This is a genomic window from Amycolatopsis sp. NPDC024027, assembly GCF_040638975.1.
GTDB lineage: Bacteria > Actinomycetota > Actinomycetes > Mycobacteriales > Pseudonocardiaceae > Amycolatopsis.
The window spans coordinates 115,426-136,659 of record NZ_JBEZYY010000015.1 but is presented as its reverse complement, the minus strand read 5'-3'; the positions used below and the strand labels follow the sequence as shown (position 1 = coordinate 136,659).

The 21,234-nt window shown below is 73.0% G+C and carries 20 protein-coding genes; 13 read left to right on the top strand and 7 right to left on the bottom strand.

Annotation, left to right across the window (positions count from 1 at the left end):
* The first annotated feature begins 3 nt into the window (after positions 1–3).
* Entirely contained in the window at positions 4–1,194 is a 1,191-nt protein-coding gene (locus AB0F52_RS31970; protein ID WP_360179177.1) for an AMP-binding protein, read from the top strand.
* On the top strand, positions 1,191–2,333 hold the full coding sequence (locus AB0F52_RS31965; RefSeq protein WP_360179175.1) for a KR domain-containing protein: 1,143 nt from the start codon (positions 1,191–1,193) through the stop codon (positions 2,331–2,333). Before AB0F52_RS31970 ends, AB0F52_RS31965 begins: the two co-directional genes overlap by 4 nt.
* Positions 2,334–2,441: 108 nt before the next feature.
* Here AB0F52_RS31965 and AB0F52_RS31960 read toward each other — a convergent pair whose 3' ends face one another.
* From AB0F52_RS31960 to AB0F52_RS31945, 4 genes are all read right to left on the bottom strand, one after another.
* Positions 2,442–3,638 carry a helix-turn-helix domain-containing protein gene (locus AB0F52_RS31960; RefSeq protein WP_360179173.1) on the bottom strand — a complete coding sequence of 399 codons (1,197 nt, stop codon included), beginning with the start codon at positions 3,636–3,638 and terminating at the stop codon, positions 2,442–2,444.
* 26 nt (positions 3,639–3,664) lie between these two features.
* Complete coding sequence (locus tag AB0F52_RS31955; RefSeq protein WP_360179171.1) at positions 3,665–5,038, bottom strand: helix-turn-helix domain-containing protein; 1,374 nt, start codon at positions 5,036–5,038, stop codon at positions 3,665–3,667.
* Positions 5,039–5,254: 216 nt separating this feature from the next.
* Positions 5,255–6,172: an alpha/beta hydrolase gene (locus AB0F52_RS31950; RefSeq protein WP_360179169.1), complete on the bottom strand. Its 918-nt coding sequence runs from the start codon at positions 6,170–6,172 to the stop codon at positions 5,255–5,257.
* A 440-nt stretch (positions 6,173–6,612) separates the two neighbouring features.
* The gene (locus AB0F52_RS31945) at positions 6,613–7,815 is read right to left on the bottom strand and encodes a helix-turn-helix domain-containing protein (protein WP_360179403.1); all 1,203 of its coding nucleotides are present in this window, start codon (positions 7,813–7,815) and stop codon (positions 6,613–6,615) included.
* Positions 7,816–7,990: 175 nt separating this feature from the next.
* Between AB0F52_RS31945 and AB0F52_RS31940 the strand changes: the two genes are divergently transcribed.
* Together AB0F52_RS31940 and AB0F52_RS31935 are read left to right on the top strand one after the other, a co-directional pair.
* Complete coding sequence (locus AB0F52_RS31940; protein ID WP_360179167.1) at positions 7,991–9,217, top strand: helix-turn-helix domain-containing protein; 1,227 nt, start codon at positions 7,991–7,993, stop codon at positions 9,215–9,217.
* A 148-nt stretch (positions 9,218–9,365) separates the two neighbouring features.
* Positions 9,366–10,076, top strand: coding sequence for a GNAT family N-acetyltransferase (locus AB0F52_RS31935; RefSeq protein ID WP_360179165.1), 711 nt, complete (start codon positions 9,366–9,368; stop codon positions 10,074–10,076).
* On the opposite strand, the gene AB0F52_RS31930 is transcribed toward AB0F52_RS31935, so the two are convergent.
* Positions 9,966–10,496, bottom strand: coding sequence for a GtrA family protein (locus AB0F52_RS31930; protein WP_360179163.1), 531 nt, complete (start codon positions 10,494–10,496; stop codon positions 9,966–9,968). The two genes, AB0F52_RS31935 and AB0F52_RS31930, sit on opposite strands and share 111 nt — an antisense overlap.
* A gap of 39 nt (positions 10,497–10,535) precedes the next feature.
* On the opposite strand from AB0F52_RS31930, the gene AB0F52_RS31925 reads away from it, so the two are divergent.
* Complete coding sequence (locus tag AB0F52_RS31925) at positions 10,536–11,150, top strand: hypothetical protein (protein WP_360179161.1); 615 nt, start codon at positions 10,536–10,538, stop codon at positions 11,148–11,150.
* Here the strand turns inward: AB0F52_RS31925 and AB0F52_RS31920 are convergent, their stop codons facing one another.
* Together AB0F52_RS31920 and AB0F52_RS31915 are read right to left on the bottom strand one after the other, a co-directional pair.
* A complete protein-coding gene (locus tag AB0F52_RS31920) occupies positions 11,151–12,335 on the bottom strand; it encodes a lipase family protein (protein ID WP_360179159.1) in 1,185 nt (394 codons plus the stop codon). It lies immediately after the preceding gene.
* Positions 12,332–12,895, bottom strand: a complete 564-nt coding sequence (locus AB0F52_RS31915; protein WP_360179157.1) for a hypothetical protein — start codon at positions 12,893–12,895, stop codon at positions 12,332–12,334. Before AB0F52_RS31915 ends, AB0F52_RS31920 begins: the two co-directional genes overlap by 4 nt.
* Before the next feature lie 332 nt (positions 12,896–13,227).
* Here AB0F52_RS31915 and AB0F52_RS31910 point away from each other — a divergent pair, with 332 nt between their 5' ends.
* The 8 genes from AB0F52_RS31910 to AB0F52_RS31875 all read left to right on the top strand — a co-directional run bounded on the left by AB0F52_RS31910 (position 13,228) and on the right by AB0F52_RS31875 (position 21,187).
* Positions 13,228–14,457, top strand: coding sequence for a DUF6801 domain-containing protein (locus tag AB0F52_RS31910; RefSeq protein ID WP_360179155.1), 1,230 nt, complete (start codon positions 13,228–13,230; stop codon positions 14,455–14,457).
* Between the two features lie 80 nt (positions 14,458–14,537).
* Positions 14,538–15,605, top strand: a complete 1,068-nt coding sequence (locus AB0F52_RS31905; protein ID WP_360179153.1) for a DUF6801 domain-containing protein — start codon at positions 14,538–14,540, stop codon at positions 15,603–15,605.
* Between the two features lie 34 nt (positions 15,606–15,639).
* The gene (locus tag AB0F52_RS31900; protein WP_360179151.1) at positions 15,640–16,977 is read left to right on the top strand and encodes a DUF2252 family protein; all 1,338 of its coding nucleotides are present in this window, start codon (positions 15,640–15,642) and stop codon (positions 16,975–16,977) included.
* A 157-nt stretch (positions 16,978–17,134) separates the two neighbouring features.
* Positions 17,135–18,337, top strand: a complete 1,203-nt coding sequence (locus tag AB0F52_RS31895; RefSeq protein WP_360179149.1) for a SpoIIE family protein phosphatase — start codon at positions 17,135–17,137, stop codon at positions 18,335–18,337.
* A complete protein-coding gene (locus tag AB0F52_RS31890; RefSeq protein WP_360179147.1) occupies positions 18,327–19,940 on the top strand; it encodes an ATP-binding protein in 1,614 nt (537 codons plus the stop codon). The genes AB0F52_RS31895 and AB0F52_RS31890 overlap by 11 nt, the downstream gene beginning before the upstream one ends.
* Positions 19,937–20,377 carry a response regulator gene (locus AB0F52_RS31885; protein WP_360179145.1) on the top strand — a complete coding sequence of 147 codons (441 nt, stop codon included), beginning with the start codon at positions 19,937–19,939 and terminating at the stop codon, positions 20,375–20,377. Before AB0F52_RS31890 ends, AB0F52_RS31885 begins: the two co-directional genes overlap by 4 nt.
* Before the next feature lie 34 nt (positions 20,378–20,411).
* Positions 20,412–20,768, top strand: a complete 357-nt coding sequence (locus AB0F52_RS31880) for an STAS domain-containing protein (RefSeq protein WP_360179143.1) — start codon at positions 20,412–20,414, stop codon at positions 20,766–20,768.
* A gap of 11 nt (positions 20,769–20,779) precedes the next feature.
* On the top strand, positions 20,780–21,187 hold the full coding sequence (locus AB0F52_RS31875) for an ATP-binding protein (RefSeq protein WP_360179141.1): 408 nt from the start codon (positions 20,780–20,782) through the stop codon (positions 21,185–21,187).
* The last annotated feature ends 47 nt before the right edge of the window (positions 21,188–21,234 follow it).

Genomic DNA, 21,234 nt, shown 5'->3' with positions numbered 1-21,234 from the left:
ACCATGACCCTTTCCGAGCTGCTGGCCTTCCGCGCCGCGGTGGCGGGCGAAGCGCCGGCCATGACCTGGTCCCGTCCGGTATCCACCTTGACCTGGGCCGAGCTGGACCGGCGCGTCACCGCCGTCGCCGCGGCCCTGCGCCGGGTCACCGAGCCGGGGCAGCGGGCGGCGATCCTCATCGCGCCGTCACCCGGCTACGTCGTCGCGTTCCTCGGCGCGCTTCGGGCCGGGCTGGTCGCGATCCCCGCCGGGCCCGACCGGCGGGCGCGTGTCCTCGCCGACGCCGAGCCGTCGATCGTGCTGGCGACCGCGGCCACCGTGCCCGCGATCCGGCGGTTCCTGGCCACTTTGGACACCTGCGGGCACCGGGTGCTCGCCGTGGACGCCGTTCCGGACGCTCCCGGCTGCGCCGAAGTCCCGGTCGCGCCTTCGGACGTGGCGTATCTGCAGTACCCGGGCGGGGTCATGGTCACGCACGCGAACGTGCTGGCCAATGCCCGGCAGGCGGCTCAGGTGCTGGGCGAATCCGCTGTGGTGACAGCGCTGCCGCCGAGCGATCCGCTGGGGCTGGTGCTCGGCGTGGCGGTCCCGATCGTCACGGGCCGCCCGGCGGTGCTGGGCGACGCGTCCGCTCCCGAGGCGCTGCGGGCGTGTTACGTCGTCGCCGAAGCGACCGCTCTGGTCGCCTGTGGACAGCCGGCCGGCCAGCTGGTCGCGATCGTCGGCCGCGACGGACGGCGGGTGCCCGCGGGCGACGTCGGCGAGATCTGGGTGAGCGGGCCGAACGTCGCCCGCGGCTACTGGAAGCGGCCCCAGGAGTCCGCGCGGGTGTTCTGCGCCCTCATCACCGGCGACGACGAACCGCGGTGGTGGCTGCGGACCGGTGACCAGGGCTTCCTGGACGTCGCCGGCGAGCTGTGCGTCACCGGCCGGGGCCTGGTCGCCGGGTATCGCCCGGAGGACCTCGAAGCGACGGCCGAGCGGGCGCACCCGGCGATCCGGCCGCGTGCGGCGTCGGCTTTCGCCGTCCGCGGTGATCAAGCCGTCGTGGTGCTGGAGCTGGCCGACGGGGTCGTCCCGCCGCGCGGCGAGGTCGAACGGGCGGTGCGGCACGCGGTGACGGCACGGCACGGGCTCACGCTGCGCAGAGTCGTCGTGCTGCCCGGGTCGCTCGCCGGGGACGGCCTGTGGTGACCGGGCCGGCGGAGCGGGCGCTGTCGCCGGGCGTCCCGTTCGCCACCTCGTCCTTCGAGGTGACCTGGCCCGAGGTGCCGCTGCCGCCGGTGGCGCCGTACGGGCCGGGCGCGTGGCTGCTGCTCACCGACGAGCACCCGGCGGCGCTCGGCCGGGCCGTCGCGCTGGCCCTGGCGCTGGCCGCGGCGGGGGACGACGCGCTGTCGCTGCCGCGTGACGACCTCGACGAGCTGCCGGGGTTCCTGGCCGAGCGGCCGGTGCGCGGCGTCGTCTTCTTCACCGGGTCGCCGTACGCCTACCACGATCCCGAGGCCGCGCAGGAACTGCTGCTTTCGGTGCTGTCGGTGGTCGCCCGCCTCGGGTTCGGCGTCCGGTTCCACCTGGTCACGCAGGCGGGCGGTGAGCCGGGGCTGGCGTTCCTGCGCGGGTTGGTGCGGGTGCTCGCGGTCGAACGGCCACAGCTTCGGGCGAGCCTGGTCGACTTCGACGCGCGGTCCGACGTGGACGTCCTGGTGCGCGAGCTGCGGTCGGACGCGCCGGACGACGAAGTGCGCTGGCGGCACGACGTCCGGTACGCGGCGCGGCTGGCCCGCGTGCCGTTCGCCGTCGAGGTGGCGGCCGGGCCCGGGGCGTACGTGGTCACGGGCGACCTAGGGCTCGCGACCGCGCGGTGGCTGACGGGCGCGGGAGCCACCCGGATCGTCCTTTGTGGACCCCACAACGCCGGACCGTACGACGCCGGCTCGCCCGACGTCCTGGTGGTCCCCGGCGACATCGCCGAACCCGGCGTCGCGGAGCGGCTGGTCGCGGCCGCCACGGCGGACGGCCTCCCGCTGCGCGGCATCGTGCACACGGCGGGCGTCCTCACCGACGACCCGTCGGCCGCCTGGCGGCACGGGGTCCTGGGCGCCCGCCGCCTGCACGAGGCGACCGCCGACACCCCGCCGGACTGGTGGCTGCTCGGCACGTCGGCCACGGCATTGGCGGGCGCCCCCGGCGAAACGGCCCGCGCAACGGCGGACGCCTGGCTCGAGGCCTTCGCCGCCTGGCGCCGCACCCGCGGCCTCCCCGCGACGATCGTCCAGCTCGGCACCACCCGCCTCCCCGACCTCCCCCGCCCCTACTTCTCCACCCTCTGACCCGTGTCGTCCGCCTGCGTATGCGTGTCGTCCATCCCGGTACCGGACCGGAACGGACGACACGCGTATCTGGATGGACGACACGCGTACCTAGGCGGACGACACGAGTCAGGGGAGGGTGGCGCGGAGGGCGAGGATCATCTCGAAGCGGTCGTCCGGGTTGCGGAGGTGGTCCGCGAAGAGGGTTTCCAGCTCTTGGGCGCGGGCGCGGACCGTCTGGGGGTGGATCGCGAGGCGGTCGGCGACCTCGCGGACGTTGCCGCACGTCTCCAGCCACGCGAGCAGCGTGGGGGCCAGGCGGTTGTACTGCTTCGGGGTCAACGCCGTGAGCGGGGCCAGGCGGCGGCGGGACACCTCCGTCACGAGGAACGGCTCCTTGCGCAGCCACAGCGTCGCGAGGTGGTCCTCACACCACGTCAGCGGCTCGTCCGGGAGGACTTCCGCCGCCACCAGCCGCAACGCCTCCTGCGCCGTCGCCAGCGACCGGCCCGCCTGGCGCGGCGGCACCGGTGGCCCCACCGCCGCCCGGTGGCCGGCCAGGGCCGCCGTCAACGCGTGGCGGTCTTCGGGTGCCGGCAGCAGCAGCCGGGGGGTCCCGTCTTCGAAGTCCTCCAGCGCGTTCAGCCCGGTGACGTCGGCAGGTCCGTCGAGCGCCACCGCGACGAGCCGGTGCGGCAACGGCCACTCCGCCGCCGTCGCGGCTTCCTGCACCATCCGTGACGGCGACGGCGGGTCGGCCAGCAGCAGGTCCAGCAGCCGGCGGCGACGTCGTTCCAGCGCGCCGGCCGCCCGCGCCTGGGCCGCCGCGTGGCCCTCGATCGACAGTGCGGACAGCTCGTCGATGTAGGCGAAGATCGCCTCGGCCAGCAGGCACAGCGTCGCCGACGGCACGCCGGCCCGCGTCCCCACCTCCGCCATCCGCCGCCAGGTCACGCGGGCGCCGACCCGGTACGCGGCCTGCAGGACGTCGAGGTTGCGGCCCTGCGCGAGCTCGTGCACGCCGAGCCCGACGAACACCTTGCGCCGCTCGTCCGGCACCGGCCCCGACGCGGCGATCCGGTCGATGAACTGCAGGATCGCCGCCTGGACGCCGGCCCGCAGCGCCTTGCCGAACGCCCCGTCGAGGGGCCGCGCGTAGTCCGGGATGGTCCGCTGGATCTCGCGCAGCACCTCGTCGGCGACGTCCAGCAGCCGCGGCCGGAACACCGCGGCCAGCTCGCGGGGGAGCATGGCCCACAGCTGCCCCGGCCGGCCGTCGCCGCTCAGCATCGGCCCGAAGGCCGTCTCGACGGGCGATCCCGCCATTGACCCACCTCGTCGTTGAAGGGGACTCAGGAACCGAGAAGTGCCTCCGCCCGCAGCGCGATCTCCATGTCGAGCCGGTCGTCGGCGTTGTTGAGCCGGTCGCCGAACAGATCGATGAGCTGGTGCATGCGGTACCGGACGGTCTGCGGGTGCACCTTGAGCTTCTTCGCGATTTCGGGGGCGCTACCGCGGGACTGCAGCCAGATCAGCAGCGTCTCGCCGAGCCGCGCCCGCTGCTTCGGAGTGAGGTCCTCGAACGGCTGCAGGCTGCGCGCGCACAGTTCGCGGACGAGGAACTCGTCGGCGAGCAGCCACAGCGTGGACAGGTGGTCGGTGCAGCGGGTCACCGGCGCGTCCGGCAGCACGCCGCGCTGGAGCAGCTTCAGCGTGCGACGCGCCCAGAGCAGCGAGCGCGGCGCGTCGGTGAGCCGCACGGTCGGGCCGATCACCGCGCGCCAGCCCGGCAGCCGCTCGGCGAGGTTCTTCAGGTGCCGGTCCGGGTCGCCGGTGACCAGGCACGGCTCGCTGCCTTCGAGGTCGACCAGGACGTCGGAGTGCAGGTCGGGAGCGGCCAAGCTGTGTTGATGGCCGAGACCGTGCTGGTCGGGGCGTGGTTCGAGGGCGACGACGGTGACTTCGGCCGGCAGGGGCCATTGCGCCGTGGTGGCCTGCGCGGTGATGGTCTGCGGCGCGGACGGCGGGTCGGCGAGCAGCAGCTCCAGCAGCCGCCTGCGGCGGCGGGCGCGGGTGCCCGCGGCGCGCGTCTGCGCCGCCGTGTAGCCCTCGATCGAGAGCGCCGAGATCTCGTCGACGTAGGCGAAAATGGCTTCGGCGCTGGTGCACAGCGTGTCCGCGGAGACGCCGGTGGCCTGCCCGAACTCGCTGATGTGCCGCCACGCGACCCGCCCGCCGACCCGGTAGGCGGTCTGCAGGCAGTCGAGGCTGCGGCCCTCGTTGAACTCGATCTTGCCGAGGTTGCGGAACACGGTCGTCCACGTCTCGAGCGGCACGGCACCGGGCGTGCCGACACTGTCGAGGCACTGGATGATCGACTGCCGGACACCCTGCGTGATGATGTGCCCGAACGCGCCTTCCAGCGGCTGGCGGTATTCGGGCACCGCCCGCTGCACCTCCTGCAGGATGGCGCGGGCGAGCGGGTCGACCCGCGGTTTGAAGCGGATCGCCAGCTCGCGGGGCAGGGACGCCCACAGCCCGATCGCGCCGGAAGCGCGTCCGGGCCGGGGATCCGCCGGGGTGCGTGGCGCGGGTGGGTAGGCGGACCGGGCGCGGTCGGCCGACACGGACTGCTGCCGGTAGGCCGGTCCGGGAGTGCGCTCGCCGGGGTTCGGCCGTCCGGCCCGCAGAGCGGCGGCGGCGAATCCGGTGTCCACGTCGGTCATGTGTTTTATCCTTGCTGGCAACAAAATCGGCCTCGTCGGCGGGAACGCCGATCCGGTTTTTGTGGCTCAGGCAACATAATTTCGTGCGAACGGCACTGTCAACGGGTTGTCCGCTGACTTTGCGGTAACCCGTCCGGACTACACCCGAACGGGTGGAACGTCGCGAGAGGGCGTGACACTTCCGGAGCGCGCGAATGGTGCGCGCGTGACAACTTTTCAGAAGGGTGGTTCAGGGGTTGTCAGCCGCGTGACGACGTCGTCGAGGGTCAGCCGGGCGGGCGCGGTCTCCGAGAGGAACTCGTTGAGCAGTGCGCAGAACCGGTCCGGGTCGGCCACGTGCGGAAAGTGTTTCACGTTTTCCAGCACGGTCAAGCGGCTATCCGGCAGCAGCGCGGCCGTCCGGCGCCCGTGCGCCACCGGGATGAGCGGGTCGCGGGCGCCCCAGACCAACAGCACCGGCACCGCTTCGGCCAGGTAGAGCTTGTCCACGGCGCTGGCGCGCTGGCCCCGCAGGTCGATCAGGCTGCGCGCGATGAACAGGAACGCCCGCCGCCGCGCGGGGTCGGCCAGCGAGCCGAAATGCCGGGCCAGTTCCCGGGTTTCGGGTTGGAGCGAGCCGCCGAGCCGCCGTCCGAGCCGGGCCATGGCCCGCGCGAGCGCGAGCGTCACCCGGTTGACGGCGAGGGCCATGGTGGCCGGTGCCCCCGGCAGGGCGGCGGCCCGCAGCACCGGGCTCACCTCCGGGCCGAGGCCGGCGCTGCCGACCAGCACGAGCCGGTCGCACATTTCCGGGAACTGGTAGGCGAACTGCAGGGCGATGCCGCCGCCGAGCGAGTGCCCGACGACGGTCGCGTGCCGCACGCCGGACACCGCGAGGACGTCCCGCACGGTGCTCGCCATCGCGCCGAGACCGTAGTCCGCGCGCGGTGCCTCGGATTCGCCGTGGCCGGGCAGATCGGGCGCCAGCACCCGGCGGCCGAGCGCGCCGCACCGCGCCAGGACGGGGGCCCAGGTTTCGGCGCTGCCGGCGATCCCGTGCAGCAGCACGACCGCTTCGTCGCCGGTGTCCGAGGGCGGGCGGTGCTCGTGCAGCCGGATGCGGCGGCCGTGCAGGGTCAGGGTTTCGACGGTCATGGGCGGCCTTTCTCGCGGACCCGAAATTAGGGCATCCGGCGGCCGCCGCGGATGTGGTGAACGCCACCGCCGGGGAATCACGGACGGGCATGACAAGAAGCATTGCGGAAACGCGGCGGAGCATGCGGGTTTTCGCGGCGTCACCGGGAATGCGTATCGACATTCCGGTGGTATCCGGTAATCCTCGGAGCATGGTCGCAATGACGCACCGGACGCGCTGATGTCCTGCCGCGCGAGTTTCCATTTCGTTCCCCAAGGGCCGGGGCCACGGTCGCGGTGGCCGGGCCGCCGGCCGTGGCGGCGGGTGCTGCCGATGCCGGTGCGCGCGCTGGACCGCGTGGTCAGGGCGCAGGGGCACGCCACGGGTGGGCCGGTGTGGCTCGGTGAGCCCGGGGCAGTGGTGCGGGCGGGCTGACGCCGCCTTCATCCGGCCGGCGCCGTCAGCTCTCGGGAGGCCGGTGGGCGCGCATCAGGCGTTGGGCGCGCAGGGCCAGCTGCATGCCCAGGCGGTCGTCGGCGTCCTTCAACCGGTCGCCGAACAGCTCCTCCAGCTGGCGCAGGCGGTTGCGGACCGTCTGCGGGTGGACGCCGAGACGCTGCGCGATCTCCGGCGCGCCCCCGCGCGTCTCCAGCCAGGCCAGCAGGGTTTCGCTCAGCCTGTCCCGCTGCTTCTCGCTCAGCGAAGCGAACGGGTCCAGGCTCTGCCGGGCCAGCTCGGCCGCCAGGAAGTCCTCGGCCAGCAGCCAGAGCGTCGCGAGGTGGTCGCGGCACCAGATGATCGGGCCGGGGACGTCCGGGCCGGACAGCAGCAGCGCCCGCCGTGCCGTGCGGAGCGCCGCCGGGGCGTCGGCCAGCGGCACCGTCGGGGAGACCGCCGCGCGCCAGCCGTCGAGCTTGGCTGCCAGGGGGGTCAGGTCGGCGTCCGGGTCGCGGGTCAGCAGGTACGGCTCGGGGCCGTCGAGGTCGGCCAGGACGCCGTCGCCGAGCAGGTCGGCGGGGAAGTCCGCCGCGTCGGGGCCGCGTTCGAGGGCCACCATCGCCGCCGTCTCCGGCAGTGGCCAGCCCGCCCCGCCCGCCAAGCCCGCGATGCTGCTCGCCGCGCCTTCCGGGGCGCCGGCGATCAGCTCCAGCAACCGCCTCCGCCGGACCGGGACGGCGCCCTCGGCCTCGGCCTGCGCCTGCTGGTACCCCTCGATCGCGGTGGCGCACAGCTCGTCGACGTAGGCGAAGATCGCCTCCGCGGCGACCGAGATGACGGCCGGGTCGACGCCGGCGGCGACCACCCCCTGGTGCATCGCGCGCCAGGCCACCCGGGCCCCGATCGTGGCGCTGTCCTGCAGCGCGTCGAGGTTGCGGCCTTCGGTGAACTCGATCCGGCCGCGGCCGCGGTAGAACTCGATCCAGTGCTCGTGGCCCAGCGCCGGCTCGCCCATCGAATCGATGCAGTGCTGCACCGCGAACTCGACGCTCTTCACCAGGACCTTGCCGAACACGCCCTTCAGCGGCTGGCCGTAGGCCGGCACCGTGCGCTGCACCTCCTGGATCATCGAGGCCGCCGCGTGCCCGACGTGCGGGCGCAACCCCGCGCCGAGCGCGCGCGGCAGCGAGGCCAGCAGGCGAAAGCTGCGGTACTCGACCACCAATCCCCCTTCGAGTTCTGCGCCGAGCGTATCCGACGCAGGTGTCACTGAAAAATCAACGACTGGTTCCCTGAAAGGGTGACGCAGGTCAGTCCTTTTGACACGGACGGGTGGGCGTCCTACGCTCCGTGTCAGTATTTTTTCGGGGCGCCCATTCCAGCGAAGGACTGAATTCCCCATGCGCGGTTCCGCTGCCTCGGACAGTTCCGTGTGGTCCCGGCTGCCGCACGAGCTCGGCGACGCGGTGCGCCCGCGGATCCCGGAGATCGCCCGCGCCTGCGTCGACGCGATCGCCGCCGAGATTCCGGAATATTCCGGGAGATTCGCCGGCGGCCCCGGCCGCGCGGCCGCGATCGAGCTGGCGCGGCGCGGGATCGAGCGGGACGTCGACCGCGTCGGCACACCCGCGCTGTGGCAGGCCGACCGGCTGGCCGGGTTCCGCGGCCACGGGCGCGACGCGTTCCACAGTGGTCTCAGCCGCGAAGCCGTGCAGGCGGCCGTGCGCGTGTCGAGCCGGGTCACCTGGCGGTGGATCGCCGACATCGCGCGGGAAGCCGGCCTCTCCGGTGACGTCCTGTACGGCGCCGCCGAGGGGATGTTCGCCGACGTCGAGACGTCGATGGCAGCCGTCGCGGAGGGCTACAGCGCCGCGGAGGCCGCGGTGTCCGGCACGGGCGAACGGCACCGCCGCCTGCTGCGCGCGCTGCTCGGCGGCCGGACCTTCGCCGCCGAGCCATTCCCGGCCGAGCCGGGCAAAGAGGCCGACAGCCTGGCGGCGGCGTCCGGGCTGCCGCTGCCCGAACGGGTCGCGGCGGTGGCGTTCCGCGCGCTGCCGGGTGCCCCGGAGTTCCCGCCGGACCTGCTGCCGGAGCACGTCCCGGCCGACCCGGCCGGCGACCCGCCGGCGGCCCTCACCCCGGCCCCGGACGTGGACCTGATCGGCCTGGCGGCCCTGCCCCCGGGCTGGACGGCGGCGGTCGGCCCGCTGGTCCCGCCGGCCGAGGCACCGGAGTCGTTCCGGGTCGCCCGCCGCGCGGTCGACCTGGCCGCCCGCGGCCTCCTCGACGCACCGGGCCCGGTGATCTGGTGCCGCGACCACGTGACGACGTTGCTGCTGCTCGCCGACGAGTTCCTGGTCGCCCAGCTGGCCTCGACGACGCTGGAACCGCTGGCGGGGTTGTCCGGACGCCGTCGCGAGCAGCTGGCGGAGACGTTGCTGGCGCTGGTCCGCACCCGCGGCAGCGCACCCGAGCTGGGGCGGCTGCTCGACCTGCACCCGCAGACGATCCGGGCGCGCCTCAAGAAGCTGGGCGAGTTGTTCGGGGACAAGCTGGACGATCCGGCCGAGCGGCTGCGGCTGGAGCTGGCCTTGCTGGCGGAGCGGGCGCTGCCGGACCGCGGCTGAGGAGCCCGCTCGCGCGCCGCCGCCGAGTCTCCCGCCCCGAGTCTCCACGCCCCCAGTGCCGCGAATGACTCATTCGGGACGCCGGAGGTCCCCAATGAGTCATTCGCGACCTCCCGGGGAGGCCGGCCACGGCTCTAGGCTGCCCGGCATGACCGGATTGCTCACCGAGCGGCTGCGGCAAGCCTCCGACAACGCCATTGCCCTGTGGAGCACCCTCGCCCGCGCGCGCGGTGACCACGTTGCCGACCACCCCGCCTTCGCCGTGATCGACGGCCGCCGGTTCCGGATCATGCTGCGGACCGCCACGCCCGGTGACGACGCCGTCGAAGAGCTGACCGAGCTCGCCAAGGCCCGGCGGGCGGACGGGCGTGCCGTCGTCGTCGAAGATCCGTTCGGCGTGCTCGATCTCGGCGCGGCCGGGATGACCGCCGGGCAGCTGCCGGTGATGGCCCGCGAGCCCGGGCCGGTCCCCGCACCCGAAGGGGTCGCGCGCGTCCGGACAGCCGCCGGGCTGGCCGCGGCCGAAGAGCTCGTCGTGCACGGCTTTCCGCTGGAGGAGTACCAGCCCTACCGCCCCGGCACCGTCTTCCCGCCCGGGCTCCTCGAGCAGGCCACCGCGTTCTTCCGCAAGGACACCCAGGGCGCCTGCCTCACCATGGCCCACGGCGGGGTCGGCGGCGTCTACTGGGTGACCACCCGGCCCGAACACCGCTCGAAGGGCGTCGGGCGTGCGCTGATGCACGCGGTGCTACGGCACTTCGAGGACCTGCCCGTCACGCTGACCGCCTCGCGGTCCGGCCGGCCGCTCTACGACAAGCTCGGGTTCGTCGGCCTGGGCGAGGCCAACTGGTGGCGCTGACGGGAACACCCACCGCCGGTAGCCGAACCAGCGGAACGCCGTGCCCGCCAGCGTGCCCAGCAGCATCCCGGCGACGAAGTCCGCGATCTCCTGGGTCAGGTAACCCACGTACGGGACCGACAGGTGCAGCACGTACCGCGACACCAGCGCCGGCACGAGGTTCACGGCCACCGCACCCGCGTTGACCACCACGAAAAGCGTCGCCTCGCGCACCCGGCCGAGCCCGCCGCGGCCCGCGAACGACCAGCGGCGGGACAGCAGGTACGCGAACGCCGTCGAGACGACCGTGGCGATCGCGAGCGCCGTCACCGGCTTCTCACGGAACACGGTGAGCTTCAGGCTGTAGTCGCCCAGTAGGGTGACCCCGTACGCGGCCAGGCCGACGACGGCGAAGCGGAGCAGCTCTCGCGGCTCGGGCATGGTTCCTCCAGGTGACGCCGGACAGGGTGGAGGCTTTCGATGGCACGCACGGGCGGTGAGGGCGATCTGCCCTCCGTCGCCGAACTGGTGAACCTTTCGCAGACGAAGCCGCTGATGATCCGCGGTGAACTCGACGCGAAGCTCGCCGAAGAGGCGGTCTCCGAACCCGAGCCGGCCCCCGATCCGCTGGCCGTGCTCGACGCCGAGCTGGCCGCGGCCGACGAACCCGGAGACGGCCGTTCGCAGGACGCGCCGCCCGCCGACCGGTCCCGCCGCGCGAAGCCCTTCGTCCTCGCCGCGGGCGCCGCCGTCGGGCTCGGGCTGGTCGCCGTCGTGCTGCTCCAGCCGCACCAGGTGGGCGGGACCGCCGTGCCGCCGCCCGGCGCCCCCGCCCCGGTCGTGGCGCCGCCGACCTCCAGCGAAGCCGTGGAGACGATGAGCGCCTCCGCCGCCGCGCCGCCGCTCACCGCCCAGGTCCGGCACACCACGCCCGAGACCACGAGCGCGCCGTCCGGGGCCGGCCGCAAGCCCGCACCGGCTCAGCCGCCGGCGCCCACGGCGACGCCGCCGTCGCCGGAAGACCAGTGGCGCGAGTACGTCAGCTCGGTGATCAGCTCGTGGCAGCAGCACCCCCGCGGTGGCCGGAACCGCTGATCAGCAGCTCGCCGTGGCCGGCTTCCCGGCGATCCGGTCCTTCACGAAGGCCAGGACGTCGGCGTTGCCGGTGTAGACCAGCGTGATGTGGTCGGTGTCGTAGGTCTTCCAGGTCTCCTGGACCCCGGCCGCGCAGTACGTCTTGTGCAGGCTGTCGGCCTGCGCGAACTGCACCAGCTGGTCGCCGGTCGCGTGGTAGAGGAACACCGGCACCCGCGGCGGGGTCCCGCCGAGCTTGTTCTCGGTCAGCCGCGCCACCCACGCGGGCTTGATGTAGCCCGGGCCGGTCGTGTAGTCCGCGATCTTCTGGTTCGCGTACGTCGTGAGCAGCTCGAACGTGCACGCGCTCTGCTTCATCTCGGCCAGCTTCGCGCGGCCGTTGTCGGTGAGGAACGAGTCCAGCTGCAACTCGGGGTAGGCCTGGTCGAGGCCGAGCAGCGCGTAGGCGAACACGCCGAAGCCGAACTTGCCGTCGAGCTGCAGCGTCACCTGGACCAGGTCGGCCGGCACACCGCCGGCCGCGATGCCGACGAGGTTCAGTTCCGGCGCGTACGACGGCTGCAGTTCACCCGCCCACGCCGCGGCGCCGCCGCCCTGGGAGTACCCGCGGAAGACGACCTTCGCCGACGCCGACAGGCCGGCCGCGCCGAGCCGCTGGGCCGCGCGGACCGCGTCGATCACCGCCGGACCTTCGGACCGGCCCACGACGTAGGTCGTCTTCGGCGCCGGCTGGTAGCCCTCGTAGTCCGGGACGGCGACGGCGTACCCCGCGTCGAGCAGGTCGTCGAGGCCGGGCTGCTCGTAGAAGGCGCCGATGGCGATCATCGCCGACGGCGTGCAGGCGAACGCCGGGCCGTGCGTGCCCGGCGCGAACGCGACGATCGGCGCCGTCGCGCGGTCGGCGTTCTTCGGCACCAGCACCGTGCCGGTGACCGCGTCGGGCTGCCCCAGCGCGTTCGTCGACAGGTACATGACCTGCCACGCGTCGGCCGACGCCGCGCGCGGGCCGGCGTGCGACGGCCGCCACCGGATGACGTCACCCGGTTTGCCCGCCGGCAAGGGGGACGGCGGCACGTAGAAGGCGTCGTCGGAGGGGCCCGGCGCGGGCGCGGCGGCCGCGGCGGGCGCGAAGGCCGTGGCGAGGACCAGCGCCACCAGCGTGGCGAGCACGCGGCGGGCGGTCACGCGCCGGTCCCGTAGACGCGCTTGCAGGTCGCGGACTCGCTGAAGGCCAGGTTCAGCTCGGGATTCGCCTTCAGGTCCTTGATCGGGCCTTCCGGGTCGGCCAGCTGGCCCATGGTCGAGTCGGCCTCGGAAATGACCTTGCGCAGGCTGGGCTGGTCGGTCACCCGCGCCTGCTCCATCCGGGTCTTCGTCTCGGCGAGCTTGGTCTTCGTCTCGGTGAGGTTGCCGGTCGCCTTGTCCACAACGGACTGTCCATCCGGGACGGGAGGAACGCCGGCGCCGTGCAGGCCACCGGCCATGTCGTCGAGGGCCGAGCCCAAGCGGCCCAGGAAGTCCACCATCGCGTCCCGGGTCTTCACCGGGTCGGCGTCGTCGACGGACGGCGGCTGCGAGAGCTTCGCCGAGCCCGCGGCCACGCCGGTGCACACCTTGTCGACCCAGGCGAGCGCCGCGGGGTCGGCGTGCCGGCCCGGGTCGGGCGGGGTGTCCGAAGCGCACGCGGCGCACGACAGAAGCGCGGCCGCCGACATCACGAGCACCGCGCTGTGCATTCTTTTCATGGGTTTCGAAGCTACGCGCCACGCTCACGCGCGAGCAAGAACGGAATGGCCGGTTGGCACGTGCGTCAACATTCCGGTGCCTGGATTTGTTACGCGTGTCAGCGGTTCGAAGGTGGTGCTGTGCTGGGGAAACCTTCCCGGCCCTGCTAGGAACCCCGGCGGCGTGGCGTGCCGGGGTGACAATTTGCGGTGCCGCTGTGACCTTTTTGCCGAAAGGCCTTGATCGGTGCCATCGGCGCTCGTTAGCTTACGGTTCGGACGCGATTGAAGGCTGTGTCTTTCAAAGAATGCGCCGCCGTTTCGTATCACTGTTGATACACGGAAGGACCATCGTGAGTCACCCAAGAGGCAAGAAGAAGACGATCGCGGCCGCCGCGGCCGTGGGTGCGGTGGGGCTCATCGCCACCGCGCTCGTCGCCGGGGCGCAGGCCAGCGCCGCCGACCCGATTTCGCTGACGCTGAACTACCACTGCACCTTCCCGCTGGTGGGTTCCCAGTCGCTGAAGGTGGTGATCAACACCGACCTGCCGGCCACCGTGAACACCGGGCAGCCGACCGGCGCGTTCGACATCAAGGCCGTGTCCACCATCAACGCGGACACCGTCAGCGGCCTGAGCCTGATCGGTGCCACCACCCTGGAAGGCACCGCCACGGCGAGCGCGACCGTCGCCGCGCCGAGCCTCAACCTGCCGGTCAGCGTCCCGATCACGCTGGACAAGACGAACATCCCGGCGTCCGGTGAGATGAACATCAACGCCGCCGGCAAGACGCCGTCGCTGACGTTCACCCAGGCCGGCCAGGCGAAGATCACCGTGGGCGACCTCAACCTCAAGGTCACCCCGCGCAAGGCGGACGGCTCGGTCACCGGCATCACGCCGGACGGCACGATCGACGCGCCCTGCACGCAGGACAGCGGGCAGAACAACACCCTCGCCACGATCACCATCAACGGCGGTGGCGGGACGACGACCCCGCCGGCCACCACTCCGCCGGTCACGACGCCGCCGGCGACCACGCCGCCGGTGACGACCCCGCCCACGACCACGCCGCCGGGCGGGGGCATCAAGTACTCCTTCGGCATCACCGGCCAGACCGCGCTGAAGTCGCTCGGCAGCACCGCGCCGATCACCGGCTCGTTCGACGCCGACGTCAACCTGTCGGCCAAGACGTTCACCGGGAGCCTGCAGCTGAACCCGACGCACACCGACTTCAAGCTGTTCGGCTTCCTCCAGGGCAGCTCGGACGTCAAGGTCGTGCAGAACGGCCCGCAGACCGGTGAGCTCGTGGGCACCGGCTTCAAGGCGCACATCAAGTTCGACACGTTCCTCACCACGGTCAACCTGTTCGGCATCCCGATCAGCACCGACCCGAAGTGCGGCACGGTCAGCTCCTCGACCAGTGAGATGACCACCGGTCCCGACTTCGACCTGCTCAAGGGCGGCAAGCTGGCGGGCACCTACTCGCTGTCCGCGCTGCAGAACTGCGGTCCGTTCAACGACATCGTCAGCGCGTTCGCCAAGAGCGACGGCAACTCGCTGAACCTGGTGCTCACCAAGAAGTGACCCCGACTACCGGCCCCCGCTGCGCGCCGACTGTGCCGCGGCGGGGGCCGGTGCCATGCCCCTCCGGATGGGAGAGCCCGTTGCGGAAAGCCCGGTCGTTGCTCGCGGCGGGACTCGCCTGCCTGCTCGCGTTCGCCGTCGCCGCGCCCGCCCAGGCGTCGACGCCGGTCACCAAGAAGCTGAGCTACACCTGCCCGTTCCCGTTGATCGGGCTGCAGAAGCTGGACGTGGAGATCACCGCGTCGTTCGACGTGCCCTCCGCGCCGGGCGGGACGTTCACGACGGCGGACCTCGCGGTGTCGGTGACCGTGCCGGACAAGCCGGCCCGCGGCCTGGCCCTGGTCGGCGCGGCGAGCATCGAAGGGACGGCGTCCGCAGGGGTGACGCTGACCAACGGCCCGCTGACGCTGCCGCTGAGCCTCCCGCTGACGGTGGCGAAGACCGCGCTGCCGCCTTCGGGGGCGTTCACCACGAAGGCGTCCGGCTCGGTCCCGCCGGTTCGGCTGCCGAACGCGGGGAAGACGGCCCTCACGATCGGCGGCTTCAGCACCCGGCTGACGCCGAAGAAGGCCGACGGCTCGTACACCGGGCTGGGCTCGTTCACGTCGGACTGCACGCTCGACGCCGGCCAGGACCCGGTGCTGCTGAGCTTCGACCTCGGCAGCACGCAGACCCGGCACCGCTACGCCGTGGCGGGGTCGACGGCGGTGAAGGCACTGGGCGCGACCGCGCCGCTCACCGGATCCCTCACGGCCGGCCCGGAGTTCACCACGGCGTTCGACAAGACCAGCGCGGACTTCAAGGCGTTCGGGTTCGTCCCCGGCCGCGCGGACCTGCGGTTCACCCCGGACGGCCCGCAGACCGGCGAACTCGGCGACGGCGGCTTCGTCGCGCACGCGGCCTTCGCGCTGGCCTTGCCGCAGGTGACGCTCTTCGGGCTGCCGGTCGCCGACGCGGGCTGCCGGGCGAGCGCGTCCATCCCGGTCGACCTGCGGACCGGCACCGGCTTCGCCCTGGCCACGGGCGGTCCGGTCACCGGGACCTACGCGATCCCGCCGCTGACCGGCTGCGGCGCGTTCACCGCGTACCTGAGTGCGCTGGTGCAGGGCGGCGGGAACACGTTCGCCCTGACGTTGTCCGCACGCTGACCGCTGCTCACCTCCCGCCGGTATACCTGGGGGAATGCGTCGAACCACTGTGGGGACCCTGGTCGTTGTCACGCTCATCGCCACCGCCGCGCCCGGGGAGGCGGCCGGCCTGAGCCGGGACCCGGTGGCGGTGATCCACGACCGGGACCACGCGCTGCACGTCCTCGACGCCGGCGCGACCGACGACGAGCTGACGCTGCGGACGCAGGCGCTGGCGTCGAACGCGTGGACGTTCTTCCGGGGCACTTCGCCGCTCTACTACCGCGACCTGGGCGAACTGCCGGCGTCCGCCTACGCCACCGCGGGCGGCGACGTGTGGCTGACCGGCGACGCGCACCTGGAGAACACCGGCGCCGACCGCGGGGCCGGCAACGAAGAGCAGTTCGCGCTCACCGACACCGACGACGCCTGGCGCGGGTCGTGGACGTGGGAACTGCGCCGCGAAGCCGTGTCGATCGTGCTCGCCGGGCGGGCCGACGGCCGCAGCGCGAGCAAGATCGCCACCGACGTCGACACCTTCGTCGCCGAGTACGCCCAGTGGATCGCGAAGTTCCACGGCACCGGCGACGAAGCGAGCTGGCGGCTGACGTCGGGCAACACCTCCGACCTCATCGCCTCGCTCATCGACGATGCGGCCGCGGACAAGCGGGCCGACCTGCTCACGAAGTGGACCACCGGTGGCCACTTCAAGGACGACCCGCAGCTCCAGACCGTTCCGGCGGCCACGCGCAGCCAGCTCGTCGCCGCGATCGCGGCGTACCGGACCACCGCGGGCGAGCCGCTGTCCGCGGCCGAGGCCGTGGTCAAGGACGTCCGGCGCCGGACCGGCGCGGGCACCGGCAGCCTGGGCCGCTTCCGCTGGTACGTGCTCGTCGAGGGCGACACGACCTCGGCGTCCGACGACCGGATCCTCGAGCTCAAGCAGGAGGTCGACCCGGCGCCGAAGCCGCTCGCGCCGAACGCCACGACCCTCACCGGCGGGCAGCGCCCGGCCCTGGCCCTGCGCTGGCTGGCGAACGAGTCGGACCCGCTGGCGGGCTGGGCGAGCGTCGGGAGCACGCCGGTGCTGGTCAAGGAGAAGTCCCCGTTCGCCGAGGACCTGAAGATCGGCGACCTGACGACGTCGGCGAGCTGGGACGACACCGTCCGCGACGTCGGACGCCTGCTGGCCGCCGCGCACTCCCGCGCCGACCAGGACATCCCCGGTACCGGACTCGCGTACTCGGCGGACGCGGCGATCGACGGCGCCATCACGAGCGTCTCCGGGCTGCAGGCCGAGACGCGCGCCTTCGCGACGAGCTACGCCGACCAGGTGACTCGCGACTGGCAGGCGTACGTCAGCGCCAAGAACAGCGGCCGCCCCTTGTTCTGAGCGTCTGCCGAACCGTTATCGACCCGGTGTCACATCGGGGTGCTATAAAACGCTACCCCGATGGGACCGGTTCCACCGCTGTAGGCGGCCGTCACCGGTGCCGCTAGGGTTGATCGTCTGGATTGCTGGCTCAAGAGCAGCCGAACGGGAGACGCCGGTGACCGCCGCGCTCGACTCATCGTGGGATCCCCGCACGCGCCTGCGGGTGCTCCTGATCGAGGACGACGACGGCGACGCGCTGCTGGTCGAGGAGATGCTGGCGGACACGTCCGTGCCGTACGCGCTGGAACGCGTCCAAACGCTCACCGCCGCGCTCGACGGCCCGCTCACCGCCGACTGCGTCGTGCTCGACCTGCAGCTGCCCGATGCGATGGGGCTGAGCGGGCTGACCAAGCTCGGGCAGCACGCGCCGGGGGTCGCGGTGGTCGTCCTGACCGGGCAGCACGACCAGGCCACCGGCGTCGCCGCGGTCGCCGCCGGCGCGCAGGACTACCTCGTCAAGGACCAGGTCGACGGCCCGCTGCTGGTGAAAGCGCTGCGCTTCGCCCGCGAACGCAAGCGCGCCGAGCAGGTCGAGCAGCAGTTCCTCCAGCAGCAGCTGCTCGCGCGGGAGAACGCGCGGCTCGAACGCGGCCTGCTGCCCAGCCCGCTGCTGCGCGACCCCCACCTCGACCTCGCCGCCCGCTACCGGCCCGGCCGCAACGGCTCCCTGCTCGGCGGCGACTTCTACGACGCGATCGAGCTCGACGACGGCACGGTCCACATGATGATCGGCGACGTCTGCGGCCACGGCCCGGACGAAGCCGCGCTCGGCGTCGCGCTGCGGATCGCGTGGCGCTCGCTCGTGATGGCCGGCCTGCCGATGCCCGACGTGCTGAGCATGGTCGAGCGGGTCCTGGTGCACGAGCGGATCGAGCCGCTGTTCGCCACCGTCTGCATGGTCGTCGTCGCGCCGGACCGAAGATCCCTGCGCCTGTCGCTGGCCGGGCACCTGCCGCCGCTGCTGCTCACCCCCGGCGACGGGCACCTGCTCTCCGGCGAGCGCCTCGGCGTCCCGCTCGGCGTCGTCGAGGGCGCCAAGTGGGACTCGCTGGAAGTGCCGCTGGAGCCGGGGTGGTCGCTGCTGCTGTACACCGACGGCGTGTTCGAGGGCCGCGTCGGCGCCGGATCCGAACGGCTGGGTCACGAGCGGATGGCCGCACTGGTGCTCGACATCAAGCACGAGACCGGGATGCACCACCGGGAACTGCTCGACGAGCTGATCGCCCGCGCCGAACGGCTCAACGCCGGCCCGCTCGACGACGACGTCGCCCTCGCCCTGCTCAGCCACGACCCGGAAGCCGAGGCCCATGAGCGTTGACGCACGCGGCTGGCCGATCCGCCGCCGGCTGGCGCTGCTCGCCGCCGTCGAGGCCGTGCTGCTGGTGGCCGCGCTGGTCGCCGGCGGGATCGCGCTGCACAGTCTCACCGGGGCCCGCACCCGGCTGCTCGACGTGATCGCGCCCCAGCGCCTGGCCGCGATCCAGCTGTCCACCGCGCTGCTGAACCAGGAGAGCGGGGTCCGCGGCTACCAGCTCGGCCGTCAGCCGGCGTTCCTGGTGCCCTACACCGACGGGATCCGGTCGCAGGCCGACGCGGTCACCCAGCTGCGGCAGCTCGGCGCGGCGCCGGGCACCCGGATCGGCGACGACCTCGAAGCCGTGCTGCGGGCCGCCCGCACCTGGCAGGCCGCGGCCGCGCCGACCATCGCCCCCGACGCGCCACCGGTCACCGCGGACCAGGTCGAGCGCGGCCGGACGCTGTTCGTCGACGTGCGCAGGGCGCTCGACGCCCAGCTCGACCACCTGACCGGGATGCGCGACGCCGGCCGCGCCGAGCTGGACGCCGCGGGGCGCTTCCTGAACGCGATGTTCGTGGTCGTCGCGGCGCTGGTCCTGCTGTTGTTCGCGATGCTGTTCTTCGGCCTGCGGCAGGTCGTCACCCGGCCGATCCTGCGGCTGGCCGGCGAGGTCCGCCGGGTCGCCGACGCGGACGTCCACAGCCCGGTGCACGGGAGCGGGCCGCGCGAGATCGCCCAGCTCGGCGCCGACGTCGAAGCGATGCGGCAGCGCATCCTCGACGAGGTCGCCGAGCTCGAGCAGGCGCACGCCCTGCTGGACCGGCGCACCCAGGAGCTGGACCGGCGCACGCAGGAGGCGGAGCGGTCCAACGTCATGCTCGACCGGCGCACGCGCGAGCTGGAGCGGTCCAACGCCGACCTGGAGCAGTTCGCCTACGTCGCTTCGCACGACCTGCAGGAGCCGCTGCGGAAGGTGGCCAGCTTCTGCCAGCTGCTCCAGCGGCGGTACCAGGGCCTGCTCGACGAGCGCGGCGAGCAGTACATCGAGTACGCCGTCGACGGCGCGAAGCGGATGCAGATCCTGATCAACGACCTGCTGGCGTTCTCCCGGGTCGGCCGGAAGCCGGGCGAGCACGTCGTCGCCGACGCGGGTGCGCTGGCCGACGACGCGATCGCGAACCTGGAGGTCGCCCTCTCGCTCAGCGGCGGCAAGGTCTCCCGCGGCGACCTGCCCGAGGTGCGCGTCGAGCCGGCCCTGATGACGGCGGTGTTCCAGAACCTCATCGGCAACGCGCTGAAGTTCAAGGGCGAGTCACCGCCGGAAGTCCGGGTCACCGCCGAGCGCGACGGCGACGAGTGGGTGTTCTCCGTGGTGGACAACGGGATCGGCATCGACGCGGAGTACGCCGAGCGGGTGTTCGCGCTGTTCCAGCGGCTGCACACGCGGTCGGCGTACCCGGGCACCGGGATCGGGCTGGCCCTGTGCCGCCGGATCGTCGAGTACCACGGCGGCCGGATCTGGCTCGACACCGAGGCCGTGGACACCACGTTCCGCTTCACCCTGCCGGCCGGCGAAGACCCGGCACTCGAAGCTCCGGCTCACCAGGACGGGGTGCTCGCATGACACCGGCGCCGGTTCCGATCGACATCCTGCTCGTCGAGGACGACCCCGGTGACGTGCTGATGACCCGGGAAGCGTTCGCGCACCACAAGATCCGCAACCCGCTGCACGTCGCGGAGGACGGCGTCGAAGCGCTGCGGTTCCTGAAGCGCGAAGGGCCGTTCGGCGCGGCACCGCGGCCGGGGCTGATCCTGCTCGACCTCAACCTGCCCCGCAAGGACGGCCGGGAACTGCTCGGCGAGATCAAGCAGGACCCCGGCCTGCGCACGATCCCGGTGGTCGTGCTGACCACGTCCGAAGCGGAGGAGGACATCCTGCGCAGCTACGAACTGCACGCCAACGCCTACGTCACGAAGCCGGTCGACTTCGAGAAGTTCGTCGAGGTGGTCCGGAAGATCGACGACTTCTGGGTCACCGTCGTGCAACTCCCGCACCGGTAGCCGATTGGCGGGGAGTCGGGCACCATGGGACGCCGTGACCCCTTCGATGCCGGATCTGCCGGCCACCGAGCTGGCGGTGACGCTCGACTGGCGGGGCCGGGCCGCGGTGCTGGCCGTCGCGGGCGAGATAGACCTGGTCAGCGCGCCGGAGTTCGGGGAAGTCGTCGACGTGGTGCTGGCCCGCGGGCCGGAGAAGCTGGTGGTCGATCTGCGCGAGGTGACGTTCTTCTGCTCGGCGGGGCTGCAGGTGCTCGCCGCGGCCCACCGCAAGCTGGCCGAGCGCGCGTTGTGCGTGGTGAGCGATTCCCCGGTGACGTCCGGCCCGCTGAAGACGACCGGGCTCGACACGTGGATCGGTGTCCACCCGACCGTCGACGAAGCACTCCAGTGAGGCGGGCGCGGATGCCGGAACCGTTCCGCCGCCACGGCGTGCCCGCGGCCGCCGGCGCCCTCCGCCGCCTGCGGCACGACCTGATGGCGTGGGTGCTGGGGGCGGGGGTCGACGAGGCGCGGGCGGGCGACATCGTGCTGGCCAGCTACGAGGCGCTGGCGAACGTGGCCGACCACGCCTACGACGGCGGGGAGCCCGGCGTGGTCGACGTCGACGCGGCGGCGCACCCCGACCGGCTCGAGGTGATGATCACCGACCACGGCCAGTGGCGGCTGCCGATCCCGGACACCCAGCCGGTTTCCTTGCGCGGCCGCGGGTTGCTGCTGCTGCGGGCGAGCGCCGACCGCGCGGACATCACCTCGGGTGAGCGGGGGACCGTGGTGACGCTGACCTGGGACCTGGACCCCGTCAAGCCCTGACCCCTCCCCCCGCCCTCCCCCTCCCGGATGCAGTGAATGACTCATTC

Coding starts and splice junctions, on each gene's coding strand:
- AB0F52_RS31970 (WP_360179177.1), top strand. CDS start 4: ATGACCCTTTCCGAGCTGCTGGCCTTCCGCGCCGCGGTGGCGGGCGAA.
- AB0F52_RS31960 (WP_360179173.1), bottom strand. CDS start 3,638: ATGGCGGGATCGCCCGTCGAGACGGCCTTCGGGCCGATGCTGAGCGGC.
- AB0F52_RS31955 (WP_360179171.1), bottom strand. CDS start 5,038: ATGACCGACGTGGACACCGGATTCGCCGCCGCCGCTCTGCGGGCCGGA.
- AB0F52_RS31950 (WP_360179169.1), bottom strand. CDS start 6,172: ATGACCGTCGAAACCCTGACCCTGCACGGCCGCCGCATCCGGCTGCAC.
- AB0F52_RS31940 (WP_360179167.1), top strand. CDS start 7,991: ATGCGCGGTTCCGCTGCCTCGGACAGTTCCGTGTGGTCCCGGCTGCCG.
- AB0F52_RS31935 (WP_360179165.1), top strand. CDS start 9,366: ATGACCGGATTGCTCACCGAGCGGCTGCGGCAAGCCTCCGACAACGCC.
- AB0F52_RS31930 (WP_360179163.1), bottom strand. CDS start 10,496: ATGCCCGAGCCGCGAGAGCTGCTCCGCTTCGCCGTCGTCGGCCTGGCC.
- AB0F52_RS31925 (WP_360179161.1), top strand. CDS start 10,536: ATGGCACGCACGGGCGGTGAGGGCGATCTGCCCTCCGTCGCCGAACTG.
- AB0F52_RS31915 (WP_360179157.1), bottom strand. CDS start 12,895: ATGAAAAGAATGCACAGCGCGGTGCTCGTGATGTCGGCGGCCGCGCTT.
- AB0F52_RS31900 (WP_360179151.1), top strand. CDS start 15,640: ATGCGTCGAACCACTGTGGGGACCCTGGTCGTTGTCACGCTCATCGCC.
- AB0F52_RS31890 (WP_360179147.1), top strand. CDS start 18,327: ATGAGCGTTGACGCACGCGGCTGGCCGATCCGCCGCCGGCTGGCGCTG.
- AB0F52_RS31885 (WP_360179145.1), top strand. CDS start 19,937: ATGACACCGGCGCCGGTTCCGATCGACATCCTGCTCGTCGAGGACGAC.
- AB0F52_RS31875 (WP_360179141.1), top strand. CDS start 20,780: ATGCCGGAACCGTTCCGCCGCCACGGCGTGCCCGCGGCCGCCGGCGCC.